The 19,689-nt window shown below is 43.2% G+C and carries 13 protein-coding genes; 6 read left to right on the forward strand and 7 right to left on the reverse strand.

What is annotated here, in order from left to right:
• Positions 1-58: 58 nt before the first annotated feature.
• The 3 genes from ISX59_RS14605 to ISX59_RS14615 form a co-directional block, all read right to left on the reverse strand.
• A complete protein-coding gene (locus ISX59_RS14605) occupies positions 59-3,490 on the reverse strand; it encodes a bifunctional proline dehydrogenase/L-glutamate gamma-semialdehyde dehydrogenase (protein WP_181996066.1) in 3,432 nt (1,143 codons plus the stop codon).
• Between the two features lie 245 nt (positions 3,491-3,735).
• On the reverse strand, positions 3,736-4,458 hold the full coding sequence (locus ISX59_RS14610) for a DUF4396 domain-containing protein (RefSeq protein WP_005808413.1): 723 nt from the start codon (positions 4,456-4,458) through the stop codon (positions 3,736-3,738).
• 89 nt (positions 4,459-4,547) lie between these two features.
• The gene (locus ISX59_RS14615; protein ID WP_005781365.1) at positions 4,548-6,698 is read right to left on the reverse strand and encodes a DNA topoisomerase 3; all 2,151 of its coding nucleotides are present in this window, start codon (positions 6,696-6,698) and stop codon (positions 4,548-4,550) included.
• Positions 6,699-6,822: 124 nt separating this feature from the next.
• Here ISX59_RS14615 and ISX59_RS14620 point away from each other — a divergent pair, with 124 nt between their 5' ends.
• Positions 6,823-8,214 (forward strand): alpha-L-fucosidase, encoded by a 1,392-nt coding sequence (locus ISX59_RS14620; RefSeq protein WP_005781367.1) that lies wholly within the window; start codon positions 6,823-6,825, stop codon positions 8,212-8,214.
• Between the two features lie 129 nt (positions 8,215-8,343).
• Here ISX59_RS14620 and scpA read toward each other — a convergent pair whose 3' ends face one another.
• Both scpA and mutA read right to left on the reverse strand, forming a co-directional pair.
• A complete protein-coding gene (scpA, locus tag ISX59_RS14625) occupies positions 8,344-10,491 on the reverse strand; it encodes a methylmalonyl-CoA mutase (RefSeq protein WP_005781369.1) in 2,148 nt (715 codons plus the stop codon).
• A 1-nt stretch (position 10,492) separates the two neighbouring features.
• Complete coding sequence (gene mutA / locus ISX59_RS14630) at positions 10,493-12,391, reverse strand: methylmalonyl-CoA mutase small subunit (RefSeq protein WP_220576010.1); 1,899 nt, start codon at positions 12,389-12,391, stop codon at positions 10,493-10,495.
• A 925-nt stretch (positions 12,392-13,316) separates the two neighbouring features.
• Between mutA and ISX59_RS14635 the strand changes: the two genes are divergently transcribed.
• Positions 13,317-14,981 carry a putative transporter gene (locus ISX59_RS14635; protein ID WP_032536999.1) on the forward strand — a complete coding sequence of 555 codons (1,665 nt, stop codon included), beginning with the start codon at positions 13,317-13,319 and terminating at the stop codon, positions 14,979-14,981.
• Between the two features lie 87 nt (positions 14,982-15,068).
• Here ISX59_RS14635 and ISX59_RS14640 read toward each other — a convergent pair whose 3' ends face one another.
• A complete protein-coding gene (locus ISX59_RS14640; RefSeq protein ID WP_220576011.1) occupies positions 15,069-15,698 on the reverse strand; it encodes an AAA family ATPase in 630 nt (209 codons plus the stop codon).
• A gap of 163 nt (positions 15,699-15,861) precedes the next feature.
• Here ISX59_RS14640 and ISX59_RS14645 point away from each other — a divergent pair, with 163 nt between their 5' ends.
• From ISX59_RS14645 to ISX59_RS14655, 3 genes are all read left to right on the forward strand, one after another.
• Positions 15,862-17,214: an MATE family efflux transporter gene (locus ISX59_RS14645; RefSeq protein ID WP_220576012.1), complete on the forward strand. Its 1,353-nt coding sequence runs from the start codon at positions 15,862-15,864 to the stop codon at positions 17,212-17,214.
• Positions 17,215-17,255: 41 nt separating this feature from the next.
• Positions 17,256-17,825, forward strand: a complete 570-nt coding sequence (locus tag ISX59_RS14650) for a Crp/Fnr family transcriptional regulator (protein WP_005781385.1) — start codon at positions 17,256-17,258, stop codon at positions 17,823-17,825.
• 655 nt (positions 17,826-18,480) lie between these two features.
• A complete protein-coding gene (locus ISX59_RS14655) occupies positions 18,481-18,834 on the forward strand; it encodes a hypothetical protein (protein ID WP_032536998.1) in 354 nt (117 codons plus the stop codon).
• A 241-nt stretch (positions 18,835-19,075) separates the two neighbouring features.
• On the opposite strand, the gene ISX59_RS21450 is transcribed toward ISX59_RS14655, so the two are convergent.
• Positions 19,076-19,258 (reverse strand): hypothetical protein, encoded by a 183-nt coding sequence (locus tag ISX59_RS21450; protein WP_128900005.1) that lies wholly within the window; start codon positions 19,256-19,258, stop codon positions 19,076-19,078.
• 161 nt (positions 19,259-19,419) lie between these two features.
• On the opposite strand from ISX59_RS21450, the gene ISX59_RS14660 reads away from it, so the two are divergent.
• Complete coding sequence (locus tag ISX59_RS14660; protein ID WP_080594325.1) at positions 19,420-19,572, forward strand: hypothetical protein; 153 nt, start codon at positions 19,420-19,422, stop codon at positions 19,570-19,572.
• Positions 19,573-19,689 lie beyond the last annotated feature (117 nt).

Genomic DNA, 19,689 nt, shown 5'->3' on the forward strand with positions numbered 1-19,689 from the left:
ATTAATTAAAATGGTTTTGTTATCTGCATTTAGATAACAAAACCATAGAGTATTAGTTTTATTCACAGGCAGGTACTTCCGAAATACTTCCGTACCGATGGTACTCAAAAGCAATGCTTTGCTCTTTAATATAATGTATCAACTCTACCCTTCCGTCTTTCACCGGAGGTGCTGTAGCAATATACTTGTCAGTCTGTACAGCTGCTTCGTATATTTTCACGGGTATTTCCGGTGAGCAGGTACGGATACGTTCGTATTCGGAAATACTACTGATAAATGAATCCATTGTCTCCTTCCTCAACCGACAACCTGTGTCTGCCAAAGCTTCGGTACGATCGTCCGATGGGTCATAACTAATGGTAAGTGGAGTTCCACACAACCGGGCAGCATATACTATCATCTCTGCTGTTTCATTCCTGTCATCCGGGAAAAGCCTCAATACCATACTCTTCAGTGGCAAATAACGGAACAAATTCTGTTCACCATAAAGATCATTTATATCCCTCGGCTTTGAAAATTCCTCCTGAAAGGCTTTAGTATAGCTTTGACGATAGTCGGTTTTACTATCAGGTTTATCGGCTATTTTTACAAAGCAACTGCAATAGTTCGGGCCACCAGCTTTCACTCCTCCACCGAAAGCCGAAAGTTTCATCCCGCCAAATGGCTGCCGGTTGACAATAGCCCCTGTTATACCCCGATTGATATACAGATTTCCGGCCATTAACGAATTTTTCCAGATCTTTTGTTCGGTTTCATCCAGACTCTGGAGGCCGGATGTCAAGCCATAATCCAATCCATTCACCAACTCAATTCCTTCCTGTAAATCTTCAATACAAGCCACACTCAACAACGGACCGAACAACTCGGTGCGAAAAGAGTAACTACCCGGCTTCACTCCCCACTTTACAGTAGGAGCCAGTATATATTGCTTCTTATCAATGAATCTTGGCGGCACTAACCAAGTCTCCCCGGGTTCCAGCACTAATGCTTGCAGTAATTTTTCATTTTTATTTGTTATCATAGGCCCCACTACATTGCCCGGATCCCAGACACTCCCTACTTTCAGACTGGTAGCCGCATCAATCAGTTTCTCACGGAAACTCTTATCTTCATAGACCGAACGTTCCACTAACAGCAACGAACAGGCAGAACATTTCTGTCCTGCATTGCCAAAAGCAGAAGAAACAATATTCATAATAGCATGGTCACGATCACCGGAAGCGGTAAGTATAATGGCATTCTTTCCTCCGGTCTCTGCCGAAAGTGGAGTAACCGGAGCTGATTTTGCTATACTACGGGCTGTATCTGTACCACCGGTCAAAATAATATGTTTCACTATCGGAGAAGTGGTAAGCAGCTTCAAAGCCTCCCGATCAGTTATGATCACTTGCAATGCTTCTTTGGGTACTCCCGCATCCCAAAAAGCTTTGGCAAACAACCAAGCCACCGGAGCTGCCACCGTAGCAGGTTTCAGTATAACAGTATTTCCCCCGGCCAGGCCGGCAACAATGCCACCTATGGGAATGGCACAAGGAAAATTCCATGGAGAAATAACCAGTACAGTCCCCTTTGCTGTTAAACTAACATCACCCAACTCCGAAAAAGTTCTCATCGTTGTAGTATAAAAACGTGCATAGTCGATTCCTTCAGATACTTCTACATCTCCTTCAACAACTGTTTTTCCGGTTACTGCACACATACAGCCTATCAAATCTCCCCTCATCTCCGCCAGATTATTGGCAGCAGCATACATCATCTTATGCCGGTCTTCCAATTTGGTTTTTCTCCATCCGGCAGGATCGGCTTCGGCTATAGAAAGTATCCGTTCCACCTGCTCCGCATTGGCCTGTGACATCTCACATATACAAACATCCTCTTCCTGGCAACGATCCAGATATTTATAACGTTTCTCCGTAATTATATTTTCAGTTCCAATTTGCAATGGAATAATTTCGGGCACATCCTCTTTCGACTTTTTCCATTTGGCAAATATCTTCTCCACCCACTCCTGGTTTTGCTTCAGGTCGAAATCTGTATCCGGCTCATTTTCCATTCGGTCTGAAGGCATAGCCGACGTATAAGGTTTATTCCGATCCTGTACTCGTGGCGAAGTATGAGTCAGATGATCTTTCATCGCATAAGCATCTTCAAACTGTTGAGCCAGAAAGTTCCAGGTATCGGTATTCGGCTTCAAATTGAACGAATGGGTCAGAAAATTATCAGGAGCCGTATTTTCATCCATACGCCGCACCAGATAAGACACTGCATTGAGGAAATGTTCGTCTTTCACAACCGGAGTATAGAGAATCACCCGGTTACCTAACATAGACTGTGCACGCCACAAATGATTGGCCATTCCTTCAAGCATCTCAAACGTCATATAGTCTGATGTACCCAATTTCCGGCTCAACAAATAGGCATATGCTATAGAGAACAGATTATGCGAAGCAACTCCCAAATGAAGCACTTCAGCATTTTCGGGTTGTAAGCCACGCTCCAACAAATGCAAATAATTGGCATCTACTTCCGTCTTTGACGGGCGTACCGGATTAGGCCATCCACGAAGTGAAGAAATAACGGTTTCCATTTCCAGATTACAGCCTTTCACCAGACGCATCTTGATAGGTGCCCCCCCGGATTCTACCCGTGCTTTGGCAAACTCAAGCAACTCAGTCTGAAAATCATAAGCGTCGGGCAAGTATGCCTGAACGACAATACCGGCCGAATAATTTTTAAACTCGGGTTTGCTCAGCACCTCTTTAAACAGGCGCATAGTGAAATGTGCATCTTTATACTCCTCCATATCAAGGTTGATAAACTTAGCACGTTTCAGCCCGTCTTCGTCTACATATGGATTATCGATCGCCTTTTGATAAAGAGCAGACATGCGTCTGACCAATTCAGGAAAACTCTCCCGATAATTCAATGCATGTGTCTGAGCATAGATGCCGGAGATTTTAACCGATATATAATTTATATCCGGAGATTCCAAAGCTTCCAGATAATGATGATACCGATGATCAGCCTCTCCATTACCCAAAACCACTTCCCCCAACAAATTGACGTTTTGTCCGATCTTCTCTTTAAAACGAGTCGCTAAATGTTCTGTCAGGTTCGGACGCGATTCGTCAATAATCACTTTAGAGGTATCCGTACGCAATCGCTTCTTGATAATAGGGATAGCGATAAAATCAAAATGATGTCCGAAAGCCTGATACATTTTAAAAAGAAAAGTATCCCTTTTATTTAGAAATTCAGGAACTCCATATTCATCTATCAGTGTTTTGATTCGTTTGGCAAGTTTCTTCCGGTCACGTATCTGGGAAGATTCGTCCAGCATTTTCACCAGGAATTTTTTATCTTGAGGACGCTGCACCATTACGGCATATTTATGTTGCTCACGACGCTCTTCACTTGTAATGGTTGCTTCACAGGTATTGTAGAGTTTCAGTACCCATTCGTTTACTTCAGCAATAGTTGGTCTGTCCATAAGAAATCAATGTTAAAGTAATGTATTGAATCAGAAAATAATCTCAACTTACAATTACAGAAACATGGTAGGGCTGAACATAACGGCACGATAGCGATGCAAAGTCTGCAACGCTTGCTGTGAAAACCGGTCAAAAAGCAGATATCGGTCCATAATAGTATAATTTAAGGAGGTGTGTATCTGCAAATATATAGATATTTTCTAAGAATCAATGCTCTTTGGGCTATTTTTCCTGAATCAGAAAATTACATTCCTTTTTTGATACCCGCTTTGATTAACAATGCGTTCACCGGATAGGATAAGATAAAACCAAAAAGCATGGCAATCTGCATCATAAACCAAAATGTCCAGGATGTTTTCTCAAGAGGTGCATCTGTAAAAAGTACAAAAGTAACAACAGCCATCCAACCATACATACCCACCTGCCAGGCTAACAATGAAAAGAAATCGGCCTTAAAGGCACGCGAAACAGCTTTACTAAAAGAGATTTTCTCCATTTCACGGATTGCGGCAAATTGAAAGAAAACGCCTATAACCAATGCTAAAACAAAATCAAGTACCCAGCTGCCTGCTATCAAGCTCCCCCCTATCCGTAAAGGTACCCAGTAAGTAAACCATTCTCCAATAAGATCTGCCAGCGTACAACCAGCCCCGCAATGAAAAGCAGACAAAGTGATGGACTGCCATTTGGGACGCATATCAGGCATATCCATCTCCATCGGCATTTTCATATCCATCTTCATACTTTCTACGGGAGCCACTTCTACCATGCTATCTTTCCGGATACCAAAAGTATAATAGGCAAACAACGCAAAATAATGTCCCCACAGCCCGGTAAGCACCCAGACTATATTCATTATCTTCATGGATTGTTTGTGAAATATTACATTAATTGCCAGAATAAGGGCTATGATAAGACCGGCACATACGAAAAAGCAAGATACTGCATTGAAGAACATTGTATTCATAAGGCTCATTATTAATTGATAAGTGGTATTAATAACGAGCCTTTTGCAAAATAGTTCAGTTAAAATTATGTATTAACAAAACAACAAGACTACTCGAAGGCTTTCCGATAAGTGCATCCATTTCTCCATTCGGAACAACCATAAGCAGTTTTACCTTTAATAATCGTTCCTTTTCCGCAAAGCGGACAAAGTTGTCCCACCAAAGAGTCTGCCCCTGTCAGCACATCCGGTTGAGCCGATCCGGTGGCAGGAGACGCATTCTCAGTTGCAGAAATGACTTTCATCTTTTTCTCTTTCGGAGTAGTGGGTTTACGTTCTCGTTTCTTCGGTTCTTTCTTCTTCTTTTCTTCTTCCGCCGTCGCCGCTTCCTGAATAGTGATACGGCGGTTCGTATTATCAGACAGAACACTGTTGACTATTTCGGCTACCATCAACTTTAACTCTTCAAGAAACTGCCGTGCATCATAAGTCTTCTTCTCTATCTCACGTAACTTTTTCTCCCAAATACCCGTCAACTCAGCTGATTTCAACAACTCTTCATGAATCAACTGGATCAATTCCACTCCTGTAGGGGTAGCTATCAGGTTCTTTTTCTCCTTACGGATATAATTACGCTTAAAAAGGGTCTCGATAATAGCTGCACGGGTAGACGGCCGACCAATACCATTTTCTTTTAACGCATCTCGAAGTTCATCGTTGTCAACCAATTTACCGGCAGTTTCCATCGCACGAAGCAGAGTGGCTTCGGTATAAGGTTTAGGTGGCTGAGTCCATTTCTCATTCAAGTCGGGTAGATGCGGGCCACTTTCTCCTTTCACGAAAACAGGAAGTACATTCTCCTCTTCACCTTCTTTTTCTTCATTCGGATCTTTCACATCTTTGGAAAAGACCACACGCCATCCCGGTTCCAGAATCTGCTTGCCAGTCACCTTGAATTCAATGCCATCTACCTCCCCCATTACAGTCGTGGTAGAGACTTTACAATCAGGATAAAAAACGGCTATAAACCGACGGGCTATCAGATCGAAAACCTTACGTTCCATATCCGTCAGATTTTGCGGATGAACCCCTGTGGGAATAATGGCATGGTGATCGGTTACTTTCGAACTATCAAAAACTTTTTTTGACTTAGGCAATGAAGTTCCGGACAACGGTGCAGTCAGTACTTCGTAATCTTTCAGCCCTTTTAAGATATTCGGACATTTGGGATAAATATCATCACTGAGGAAAGTAGTATCTACACGCGGATAAGTAGTCACTTTCTTTTCATAAAGCGACTGAATCAGTTTCAGGGTCTCGTCAGCAGAATAAGCAAATTTCTTATTGCACTCCACCTGAAGAGAGGTCAAGTCGAACAGACGGGGAGCATACTCTTTCCCATCTTTCTTAACCACAGAAGTTACCACGAAAGGCAGGTTTTTAATACGTTCCACCAATGCCATCCCCTCGTCACGGTTAGCTATCGGGTCAATGCCCCGGTTCTCTGTTCTCTTAGTCTTGCCACCGGCTTTTTCTTCTTCAGCAGCCAACTCTTCATCACTCTTACGAATAAGGGCAGAAAAAGTCGTATCACGGTACATTGTTTTCAGTTCCCAATATTGTTTTGGCTGAAAATTTTCAATATCAAGCTGCCGATTGACAATAAGAGCAAGAGTAGGTGTCTGAACACGTCCGATAGAAAGCACTTGTCGGTTCTGTCCATATTTTACGGTATAAAGCCGCGTAGCATTCATCCCAAGCAGCCAGTCGCCAATGGCTCTGGACATACCTGCCTCGTAAAGCGGTTGAAAATCATCCTGATCTTTTAACTTTGCAAAACCCTCTTTAATAGCCTCTTCGGTCAGCGAAGAAATCCACAAACGTTTTACCGGACACCGCGCTCCGGCTTTCTGCATCACCCACCGCTGAATCAGCTCTCCTTCTTGGCCGGCATCACCACAATTGATAATCTCATCGGCCTGTTGCATCAACCTTTCAATAATACGGAATTGCTTTTCGTAAGTAGGGTTCTCTATCAGTTTAATGCCAAAACGAGGAGGAATCATAGGCAGACTGCCCAAACTCCATGATTTCCATCCGGGAGTATATTCATGGGGTTCTTTCAGGGTACAAAGATGGCCGAACGTCCAGGTTACCTGGTATCCGTTCCCCTCAATATACCCCTCTTTCCGTTCGCGGGCTCCTAATATATCAGCAATATCACGTGCCACAGAGGGCTTTTCGGCAATGCAAACTATCATTTGTTTTTTATTATAATGAGAATTGAGCAGACAAAGATACAAAAAAATAGAAAGGGGGAAGTAGTAATCCATCGCCATTTATTTTGTAGCTTTGCTCTGTACAATCTTTAAAATTTAAAAAGACATGAAAAGCTACAAATTATTATTTGCACTTACCTTACTCTTTGTATTTGCTTTCAATGCGAAAGCACAATATGTCCATGAACGCTCTGACCAATATACACCTCCTGAAGATTCTCTGGTGGTCAGGAAACTCCATCACTGGCAGGACCAGAAGTTCGGAATGCTGATTCACTGGGGATTATATTCCGTTGCCGGAATTGTAGAATCATGGTCCATCTGTTCGGAAGAAGCGGATTGGATACCGCGTGATAGTACCATTGCCTATGAAGATTATAAAAAATGGTACTGGGGATTGAAAGATTCATTCAATCCTACCCGTTTCAACCCGGAACAGTGGGCACAGGCTGCCAAAGCGGCAGGTATGCGTTATGCCATCTTCACCACCAAACATCACGATGGATTCAATATGTTCAACACGGCTTACTCCGATTTTTCAATTTCAAAGGGTCCTTTCAAAACAAATCCCCGGGCAGATGTAGCCAAATATGTGTTTGAAGCTTTTCGCAACAACGACTTAATGGTAGGAGCCTATTTTTCTAAACCGGACTGGCACTCGGAATATTATTGGTGGCCCCGCTACGCTACTCCCCGCCGTACACAGAATTACAATATAGAAAAGAACCCCTGGCGCTGGAATCAATTCAAAGAGTTCACTTACAACCAAATCAGCGAGTTGATGCACAACTACGGTTCTATCGACATTTTATGGTTAGACGGAGGATGGGTAAATAACCCCGGAACCCAATCGGTATTGGACATGGACCGTATATCGCAAATGGCACGAAAAGCACAACCGGGTATTTTATTCGTAGACCGCACCATCCATGGTAAATACGAAAATTATCAGACCCCGGAACAACAAATCCCGGACAAACAACTTCCCTACCCATGGGAGACTTGCATGACACTGGGAGTAGACTGGGGATACACTCCACATGCGGTATTCAAATCACCCACTACAGTGATAGCAAAGTTAATGGAAATCGTAGCTAAAGGCGGAAGTTTACTACTCGGTGTCGGCCCTACCCCTGAAGGAATATTACAAGAAGAAATTGTCAGCCGGTTGGACACTATAGGAGAATGGATGACGAAAAACGGCCCGGCTATCTACAATACCGTTACGACTCCTGACTATCATAGTGAAGGCATCTGGTTTACCATGAACAAAAACAAAAAAACAATGTATGCATTATACAGTGATCCGAAAGCCCGGACTCTTCCTAACTACATAGAATGGGAAAATAATATTCCTGCTAAAGGAAGTGCTGTTTACTGCCTTCAAAACGGTAAAAAAGTAAGATGGGAAATAAAGAACAATCGGGTACGTGTCTATTTACCTCAGAATCTGAAAACAGAGGTGAACGCGCTTGCATTCTCCTTCACCCCCCAATAATAGTCATGCAACCATTTATTCCATAAATAATACGTAGATGATATTGACCGGAATAGAACTAAAATCATAAAGAGGCGGAGTATTGCAATACTCCGCCTCTTCGTTTATCATTTCTCAAAGACTGTTTTTTTATTCTTCATCCATCAGGATTTCCAGAATCTGACAAGCAGCCTTAGCCACCGGAGTACCCGGACCAAAGATCGCAGCTACACCGGCCTTATACAAGAAGTCATAATCCTGGGCAGGAATTACACCACCGGCTATTACTACGATATCTTCACGTCCCAACTTCTTCAATTCTTCAATAATCTGCGGAACCAATGTCTTGTGCCCTGCAGCCAACGAAGAAACTCCGACTACGTGAACATCATTCTCTACCGCTTCACGAGCTGCTTCCGCAGGAGTCTGGAACAACGGTCCCATATCCACGTCGAAACCACAGTCGGCATAACCGGTAGCTACTACCTTGGCACCACGATCGTGACCGTCCTGGCCCATCTTTGCAACCATAATACGAGGTTGACGTCCCTCTTTCTTTGCAAACTTCTCAGTGAGTTCGCAAGCACGCTTAAAGTCAGCGTCGCCTTTGCTTTCTGATGAATACACGCCTGATATAGTTCTAATTATTGCTTTATAACGTCCTACTACTTGTTCGCAAGCATACGAGATTTCACCCAATGTTGCACGAACATGAGCAGCTTCTACAGCTAACTCAAGTAAATTGCCCTTACCGGTTTTGACACATTCGGTAATGGCAGCCAATGCTTTGTCCACCTCAGCTTGGTTACGGCCTTCTTTCAAACGCTTCAGGTTCTCGATCTGCTCTTTACGAACAGCGGTATTGTCAACTTCAAGAATATCAATCGGGTCTTCTTTCTCAAGACGATACTTATTTACACCGACGATAGTCTGTGAACCACTGTCGATACGAGCTTGTGCCCGGGCAGCAGCCTCTTCAATACGCATCTTCGGAATACCGGTTTCGATAGCTTTCGCCATACCGCCCAACTTCTCAATTTCCTGAATATGTTCCCAAGCACTGTGAGCCAGTTCATTAGTTAATGACTCTACATAGTAAGAACCACCCCACGGATCTACGTTCTTGCAAATATAAGTTTCTTCCTGAATATAAATCTGAGTATTACGGGCAATACGGGCAGAAAAGTCTGTCGGCAAAGCAATAGCTTCATCAAGCGCATTGGTGTGCAACGACTGAGTATGTCCCAGCGCAGCAGCCATAGCCTCGATACAAGTACGTCCTACATTGTTAAACGGATCTTGCTCAGTCAATGACCAACCGGAAGTCTGCGAGTGAGTACGCAATGCAAGCGACTTCGGATTCTTCGGATTAAACTGTTTCACGATCTTTGCCCATAACATACGTGCAGCACGCATTTTGGCAATTTCCATAAAATGGTTTGTTCCGATAGCCCAGAAGAAAGAGAGGCGCGGAGCAAAAGCATCGATATCGATACCTGCAGCAACACCGGCACGAAGATACTCCAGACCATCAGCCAACGTATAAGCCAACTCAATATCAGCTGTGGCACCTGCTTCCTGCATGTGATAACCAGAAATGGAGATAGAGTTGAACTTCGGCATCTTCTGTGAAGTATATTCAAAAATATCAGAGATGATCTTCATAGAGAATGCAGGCGGATAAATATAGGTATTACGCACCATAAATTCTTTCAGAATATCATTCTGGATCGTTCCGGCCATCTCTTCAAGTTTGGCTCCCTGTTCTAATCCGGCATTGATATAAAATGCCATAATCGGAAGTACGGCACCATTCATTGTCATAGATACAGACATCTTGTTCAAAGGAATGCCATCAAACAAGACTTTCATATTTTCAAGCGAACAGATAGACACGCCGGCCTTACCAACGTCACCTACCACACGTTCATGGTCAGGGTCATAACCGCGGTGTGTAGCCAAGTCAAAAGCAACCGACAGGCCTTTCTGTCCGGAAGCTAAGTTACGACGATAGAAAGCATTCGACTCTTCAGCTGTAGAGAACCCTGCATACTGGCGGATAGTCCATGGACGAAGGGTATACATCACCGAATACGGACCACGCAAATAAGGAGGAAGACCGGCAGCATAGTCCAGATGTTCCATTCCTTCAAGGTCTTCTTTTGTGTAAACAGGCTTTACGCAGATGTGTTCCGGAGTCTTCCAGTTGGCCTCGATTCCGTTAGCCTTTTGCCATTCTGCACCATTAGCGGGCTGGAATGCTGCGTAGATATCTAAGTTTTTAAAATCTTTTCTCATCTTACTTCAATAATTTAGCGTTGAACTCTTTAAGTGTCTCCAGTACATTTACACGTACATGGATGAAGTTCTCAATACCGGCTGCTTTCAGTTCTTCGGCGCATTCCGGATTTCCGGCAACGATGAACATGGCGCGGCCATTCAAAGCCTGGAAAGCCGGAACAGCATATTGTGCATACTCTTCATCGCTTGAACAGAGCACCACAATATCGGCTTTTGCAGCCATCGCAGCTTCTACGCCTGCTTCAACCGTTTCAAAACCAAGATTATCAACCACCTCATATCCGACACAAGCCAGGAAATTACAAGAGTATTGTGCGCGTGCCTGCCGCATAGCCAGATTACCGATCGTCAGCATAAATGCTTTCGGACGTTTCCCACTGGCTTCGGTTTCAAGACGCAACGCCTCAAATTGACTTGCCGCACGATCGAAGTTCAATGTAGTAACATCTTTTTCACAAGTATCGTGTCCACCACAACAGCATGTGGCTTCTACCGGCTTCTTATCACCCGCTTTTTCATTGAAATTTGGGAACTGGTTAGTACCCAGCAGAATCTCGCGACGCTGAGCCACAGCTTTATGGCGTGCTTTATTGCTTTCATTCACAGCAGCCTGAACAGTACCGGCTTTCAATGCTGCATAGAAGCCTCCTTCTTCTTCAATGGCAAGGAAGATTTCCCATGCCTGCTTAGCAATAGAGACTGTCAGATTTTCAATGTAGTAAGAACCGGCAGCCGGGTCAATTACTTTATCAAAATGTGATTCTTCTTTCAACAGCAGTTGCTGGTTACGGGCCAGACGTTCGGAAAACTCATCCGGAGTTTCATAGGTCTTGTCAAAAGGAACCACCGTCATTGAATCTACACCACCCAGAGCAGCCGACATTGCCTCAGTTTGTGTACGAAGCAAGTTTACATGAGCATCAAACAGAGTCAGATTAAAAGTAGATGTTTCAGCATGTACCTTCATTTTAGCAGCGCAACGGCATTCTCCGTTAGGTCCTTTATTTTCGCAATCACGCAGACATTCCGGGTTGTAAGAAGCCACTATGTTAGCCCATAACATACGGGCAGCACGGAACTTTGCAATTTCAAGGAAGTAATTAGAACTGATACCGAAATTAAACTTAATCTTTTTTGCTACGATGGCAGCAGGAAGTTCAGCTTCGGTCAACTGACTCATATATTCATTACCCCATGCCAATGCATATCCCAATTCCTGAGAAATATAAGCACCTGCATTGTTCAGTGTCAGGGCATTCACATTCAGTACACGGTATTTAGGCAATTGGGCAGTAGCTTCGATCAGCGCTTTGGCTGTTTGTACCATATCCCCTTTCTCTTTGCCTTTTGTCAGCATTTTATTGAAGAAATCGTAATTGATAGAGCCTTGCAGCTTTGTCAAATCATAGTCTTTCTTTTGAAAATAAGCTACCAGCAAATCAGCCAGTTCTACCACGTGCCCCTGACAAGTAGAAAAATTCAACTCAACACATTCTGCACAAATATCGTTCAACAAAGTCTCAATGTATTCCGCATTGAGTTCTTTAGCCTTCACATGGAAAGAAAGAGAATCGATACCTTTATTCAGAATATCCAGAGCCTTGGCGTTGGCTTCCTTCGGACATTCCACCTTAATCTCCTGGCGAACCAACCACTCATTACTGTTCTTCTTTGTACCTCTTAAATAAGGAAATTCTCCGGGAAGCGCATCGGTTGTTTTCAGTCCTTCCAGGTCTTCCATCCGGTAGAAAGGTTTTACCTTGAATCCTTCGTTTGTCTTCCAAACGAGTTTCTTCTCAAAATCAGCTCCTTTCAGGTCGGCTGTGACCTTCTCCATCCACTTCTCGGTGGAAACAGGAGAAAAATCTGAGAAGAGTTTTTCTTTACTGTCTGCCATAGTTTATTTATTTAAAATTAAAATAAGATTGTTATCTCAATTTATTTCTCTGAATCCTTTATCAAAATGTAAGATTGCGACTTGCAAATATACTGAAATAGTCTAAACCCTACGCTTTTTTTAGGGAAAATTCGCACTACCCACCGCCTCCGTACCACGGCTCTTTCATTTAACCTGCCTTGCTCTCATACAAAAAACACGTTTCGATCTTCCATCTTCCACCTTTCAGAACACATATTACTGATTGTGAGACACATAACTTGGTGGAAGATGCGATTTTTATGCCATTTATCTTCCACCCCTATCTTCCATCTTCCACCCACTGTTTTAGGGGATATTTCAGTGATAACAGACTGTAAAGCAAATGGATATATCCAATTTCTTATCCGTTTATCTCTCTAAAAGCATTTCATTTTCCTTACTATCTTTAGTACAAATGGCCGGATCTTTATCTCAGCCCGGGCATGCGGGCTCATCAGCCCGGGTATGCGGGCCCATCGGCCCGGGTATGCGGGCTCACCGGCCCGGGTATGCAGGATGGACTAAAGAGTTTTATGACAATGGTTAATCTACTACACTTCTCCGGTAATAGCCGCCCGAATTCTTTCTTAAAAAAGAAATAACGAGAGGCTGTCAAAACTCACCACAGAGGACACAGAGTGACACAGAGGCGATTTTAAATTGTTGATTATTAGCAAAAAGGCTCTGTGCTACTCCGTGGTGAAAAAAGTTTCGACACAGCCTCGTGTGCGAATGGAAGGCTTTTTTTGAGGGGGGAGGAAAGACAAGGGAGGAAGACGGTTGTAAAATGAAAGAGCCGTCCCCCCGTGCTTCCCTTAAAATAAAAGGCAGGCAAATATTTGATTACCTCCGAGGTTATAGCTAATTTTGCACCCGTTTACAAAAAATTATAAACTACTATATTATGGATTGGTTACAAGATTTATTATGGAACCCCAACTCCGTAGCCCACATTGTTTTCCTCTACGCCTTCGTAGTGGCAGCAGGTGTCTATTTGGGAAAAATCAAAATCTTCGGAGTTTCGTTAGGGGTTACTTTTGTTTTGTTTGCCGGCATCCTGATGGGACATTTTGGCTTCACAGGCGATACCCATATCCTACATTTCATCCGTGAATTCGGATTGATATTGTTCGTATTCTGTATCGGTCTCCAAGTGGGGCCTTCTTTCTTTTCTTCATTCAAGAAAGGCGGAATGACCCTGAACATGCTGGCCGTAGGAATTGTGGTCTTAAACATCGCCGTAGCAATGGCACTTTATTTCATTCTGGGAGGCAGAATCGAGCTCCCTATGATGGTGGGTATCCTATACGGCGCAGTCACAAACACCCCGGGGCTCGGTGCCGCACAAGAAGCACTGAATCAATTGAGCTACTCCGGGCCACAGATCGCATTAGGCTATGCCTGTGCTTATCCGTTAGGAGTAGTGGGTATTATAGGCTCCATCATTGCTGTCCGCTACATCTTCCGTATCAATTTCGCCAAAGAAGAAGAAAACTGGAATCAAGAAACTGACGGTACACACCACAAACCACACCTGATGAGCCTGGAAGTGCATAATGAAGCCATCTACGGAAAAACTCTGGGCACAATCAGCAGCTTCCTCGGACGTCCGTTTGTTTGTTCACGTATCCGTAAAGACGGACACGTCAGCATTCCGAATCACAGTACTATTCTGGAACAGAACGACCAATTATTTGTGGTCTGTTCAGAAGAAGACTCAGATGCTATTGTAGCCTTTATCGGACGTGAAGTGCAAGTAGACTGGGAAAAGCAAGATATGCCGATGGTATCCCGTCGTATTCTGGTAACCAAACCGGAAATTAATGGAAAGAAACTTGGTATGTTGAACTTCCGCAGCATGTACAATGTCAACATCACGCGTGTGAACCGTTCGGGTGTCGATCTTTTTGCCAACCCGAATCTGGTACTTCAGGTAGGTGACCGTGTCATGGTGGTAGGCTCCGAAGATGCTGTAGAGCGAGTAGCGAGTGTACTGGGTAATTCACTGAAGCGCCTTAACGAACCGAACATTGTCACATTGTTCGTAGGTATTTTCCTGGGTATCCTTTGCGGCAGCCTTCCCATTGCATTCCCAGGCATGCCGACTCCGGTAAAACTCGGTCTTGCCGGCGGACCATTGGTGGTGGCTATCCTGATAGGACGTTTCGGACACAAATTACATCTGGTGACCTACACAACTCAAAGTGCCAACCTGATGATACGTGAAATCGGCATTGTTCTTTTCCTTGCCAGTGTGGGCATCGAAGCCGGAGCTAATTTTGTGGATACTGTGATCCATGGAGACGGTCTGCTTTATGTAGGTTGTGGTTTCCTGATTACGATTATCCCTTTGCTGATTATCGGAATTATAGCACGATCATACTATAAAATTAATTATTTCATGTTGATGGGATTGATTGCGGGTAGTAATACAGACCCTCCCGCATTGGCATATTCCAACCAGGCAACCGGTAGCGATGCTCCGGCAGTAGGCTATTCTACAGTATATCCGCTGTCTATGTTCCTCCGTATCCTTGCGGGACAAATGATTTTGTTGTTAATGATGTAACAAATCAAAAATAGCAATGGCCAATTACTGTGTTTTCATTTACACCGTAGTTGGCCATTAACATATTATAGCATGCCCGATTCTGATTTATAAATTTAGTTTTTTAACTATAAACTCTTCTATAAACCTTACCGTTTCATCGATTCCCAATACCGAAGAGTCAATACAAAGATGATAGGTTGCAGCCGCTCCCCAAGTTTTATAACTGTAATAATTATAATATTCGGAGCGTTTCTTATCTGCCTTATTCATTTTTTCCTCAGCAGCTTCCTCAGAAATGCCATGAATACGGCACAAACGCGCCACGCGGTCTTCGTGCGAAGCAGAAATGAAAATATTGGCGCAACGGGGATGTTTGCGCAAAATGTAATCGGCACAGCGCCCCACGAATACACAAGATTTCTCTGCTGCAAGATGCCGGATGACATCACTCTGAATTTTAAAGAGAGCATCATTACTCAGACAATTGGTACAGGGCATAGCACCATCACTGATAAAAGGAAAACGCATCCCAAACAATCCACCTATAATACCTTGGGAAGCTTTTTCATCCGCCTTCTCAAAAAATTCCCGACAAAGTCCACTCTCCTCTGAAGCCAGATTAATCAGCTCTTTATCATAAAAATCAATGCCTAACCTGGCTGCCAGTTTTTCCCCGATCTCTTTTCCGCCACTGCCCAATTGACGGCCGATATTGATGACATAATTACCGTTCATAGTACATTTGTATATTGGTTCAATAGCAAACATACACATTATTTCCGAAAGAAGGAAATAAATAATGTACCAATATCCGGCACATCGCATTTCTTATCAATTGGTAACTTTTCTTCTTTTCCATAGACGTATCTTTGCATCCGCTAAAAAAAACATAGATTTTATGAAAGACAGTATTGATTTCGGAAACATGGAAATCCCGAGACTGTTCAGGAAGTTGTTGATTCCAACAGTACTCGGAATGGTTTTTTCCGCCATTTTTGTAATTACCGATGGTATCTTTGTCGGTAAAGGAATTGGTAGCGACGCCTTGGCGGCAGTCAATATCACGGCCCCGCTATTTATGATCACCACCGGCATCGGATTGATGTTCGGAGTGGGTGCATCTGTCGTGGCGTCCATCCATTTATCACAAGGCAAACGAAAAGTGGCAAGTATCAATATCACACAGGCACTTGCCTTTTCATCCCTCCTGATCCTGATATTATCAGCACTTTGCTGCTACTTTGCAGAACCGATAGGACGATTACTCGGCAGTTCGGAACGATTGCTGCCGTTGGTAGTGGAATACATGAACTGGTATGTTCCTTTTCTCGTTTTCTATCTGCTTTTGAGTGCCGGCATGTTTTATATCCGTCTGGACGGATCGCCCAACTATGCTATGATGTGCAATGCCGTATCAGCCATTATCAATATCGTACTCGATTATATTTTCATCTTCCAATTAGGTTGGGGAATGATGGGAGCTGCCTTTGCCACCAGTTTGGGAACTATGGTCGGCGGATTGATGACTCTTATTTATCTACTCCGTTTTTCCCGCAACGTGGGCATTTATCGTATCAAACTTAGCCGGAAAAGTATGCAGCTTACCTTCCGCAATATCGGCTATATGGTGAGGCTCGGCTCTTCGGCATTCATCAGCGAAGCATCTATAGCCAGTATGATGTTTTTGGGGAATTACGTATTTATCAGCCATTTGGGAGAAAGTGGTGTAGCAGCATTCAGCATCGTGTGTTACTTCTTTCCTATTATCTTTATGGTATACAACGCCATCGCCCAATCGGCACAGCCCATCATCAGTTACAATTTCGGGCAACAGAATCCGGGCAGAGTGGCACGTACCATCCGACTGGCATTGAAAACAGCTTTGGGATGTGGTATTTTATTCTTTACCGCAACTCTTGTATTCAATCACGAAATAGTAGGACTATTCATCGACAAAAGTTACAAAGCGTATGACATTGCAGTAGATGGAATTCCGTATTTTGCAGTCGGTTATCTGTTCTTTGCACTCAACATAGTTGGTATCGGTTATTATCAAAGTATCGAACGTGCCCGGCGAGCCACTGTCATCACCCTTTTCCGGGGAACATTGTTTATGTTGACAGGCTTCCTGCTCCTGCCTCCGATACTGGGAATAAAAGGTATTTGGCTTGCCGTCCCTCTTGCCGAACTGCTGACTTTGCTGCTGATTATTGGAATTTACCTGAAAGACTCTTTCTCCACTCGCCGATGATGCGTATCTTTGCATCGTTCAAACAGATGTAAAAGAGCCTTATGGAAACATTTATTGAAAAATTCAGGAATAGCTATCGTCTTTCGGAAACCGATACGCAGACTCTTCTCAATTATATGGAGGAGGTGCGTTTCAAAAAGAAAGAAGTCATTGTTCATGAAGGTTCCAGAAACGGAAATTTATATCTGATAAAGCAAGGCATCTGGCGCGCTCATTATCTGAAAGACGGGGTTGATACCACCATCTGGTTTGCCGGGGAGGGCGAAGCCGCTTTTTCGGTATGGGGATACGTGGAAAATACAGCATCGCACATCACCATCGAGGTGATGTGCGACAGCATAGCTTATTGTATATCCGGACAAACATTGAACGGTCTTTATACCTCATCACTCGGTCTTGCCAATCTGGGACGCCGCCTGATGGAGCAACAATTACTCAGCACTGAAAACTGGTTGATCAGTGCCGGAAGTCCAAAAGCCAAAGAACGTTACCTGACACTTATCAAAGAACATCCCGAACTGCTACAAAACGTACCTTTGAAACACATAGCTTCCTATCTGTGGATAACGCCACAGTCACTGAGCAGAATCCGGGGAGAAATAAAGATGTGATCGGCCTCCCCCCAAAAAATGTAATCGTCTTTTGAGAAAGAAATGTCAAACCTGATACAGGATCAACTCCTATTTACAGAAAGTATATATGCAAGCCAGCCGGTGGGAATTGAAATATATGACGCAATGGCATTTCACTAATCTATTATAATATAGTAGGTTCTTTATTCGCACGAAGGTGGCCGGCTGCCTGTCCATGTCCTGATGAATGTTTAAAATGGGTCGGCATATATTTTTTCCTTGTTCTGCATTGAATTTACATAACGCAAGCGGGTAAACACAGATCCGCTCTCTTTTCGTTAAATCTCCCTATACTAACGGCGTTCAGTAAACAATCCTCCTGATAAAAGTGTTTCATTGAACATTTTTCGTCCGTTTGCTATGCTATTTCAGAAATAATCACCATCTTTGTGGTGAACTATTTGATATTTATAAGGCAGAAACAAAGGAAATAAATAACCTTTGTTTTTACACTAACTGTAGGTGTATAATTTTATATACCTACAGTTTCTGGATAAAGACGGCTCTGCCCCCGTGTCTAACTTCGTAATGGGTTAGCATATTTCTTTCCTTGTTTCGGCATCGAATGTCAAATAGTTCAAACGGGTCAGCAGGGCCGTTCATTCTTCCCCTGCCCGATTAACACGTTTGTACTATGGGCAAACATTTAAATATCAGAATCTTGTATTTTCACTGGCGCCGAACCAACGCCAACGGTTGGTATCGGGTGGACTATATTTTCCAACGAGGCAAAAAGACCCTGCATTATACCCTTTCTACCCGGGATCAGGAATATTTAGGGTGTTTCACTTCACCTTCACATATCGAACGTGCAGACATGATTGAGTTTCTGGCCGAGATTCTTTTGGAAATCCACAAAGTGAAATATTTATCCCTGAAACGTACACCAAGCCAGGCATACATCGCTTCCAGATATATATCCCGAATCGATCAGATGTGCAAACTTAGTCGTTATTACAAAACGCCTAAAATTGAAGACGGACTATAGAACTTTAATTTTTCATAATAAATTCTCTTTTATAATTGACTTTGAATCTAAATCCGACCCACCAAAACCAGTTGACTCGCCGAACCGCTGCCACTCTACCCCCCGGAGGACAGCGGTTCTTTTTCTTTCATTTAACCAGTTCACATGAATCGTTTCTTTATTCTATTGCATATTTAATTCCTTAATTATCAGCATTTAATCATTCGTATAGGTATCTTTACCCAGTACCGTGTACGCGTGCTCATGGGCACGTGTACACGGGACCGGATGTAGATTGCACCATTTCCGGTTGAACAAGAATGGAATCTAATTCCGTTTTCGGAAGTGTAAGCCCTCGTTTATAGTTGACAAAAAAGCAAGTATCCCGGCTTTCCACCGAAGAGTTCATCCATGAGGTGAAGAAGCGAGTTTTAGAATAAACCATCTGAAAATCAATATCTTTAAAAAGTAAGATTTCTGTCCTCAAAAACTTTGTTTTAACACAGAGTTAAAGCTTGTTCTTTGGATGTGAATAACAAGTTCTTTAAATGCAAAAGACTTATTATTTGCGCATAAGAACCTGACAAACTGCAAAAGGCGTTAACAATGTTAATTGAAAAAAGAGATAAGGATGAAGATACCGGTTCAGACGGCGCAAATTCACTTCCGAAACTTGAGTTATCTTATTCAGCCGGTGTCTATTTATTCCTATTAAAGCAAGCAAAAAGGACAATTATCAACTTGAAAATAAAGAAATAAAGAATTTACCACCAAATTTGAAGAAGAACCATTTTTCGCATGAGAAGGCTTTGCATTGATTTATTTTCCGGAGTTCCATCACAAGCAATGGCTTTGAACACCCGGAGGATGTACTGC

The organism is Bacteroides sp. FSHCM14E1 (assembly GCF_019633785.1).
GTDB classification, from domain to species: domain Bacteria; phylum Bacteroidota; class Bacteroidia; order Bacteroidales; family Bacteroidaceae; genus Bacteroides; species Bacteroides hominis.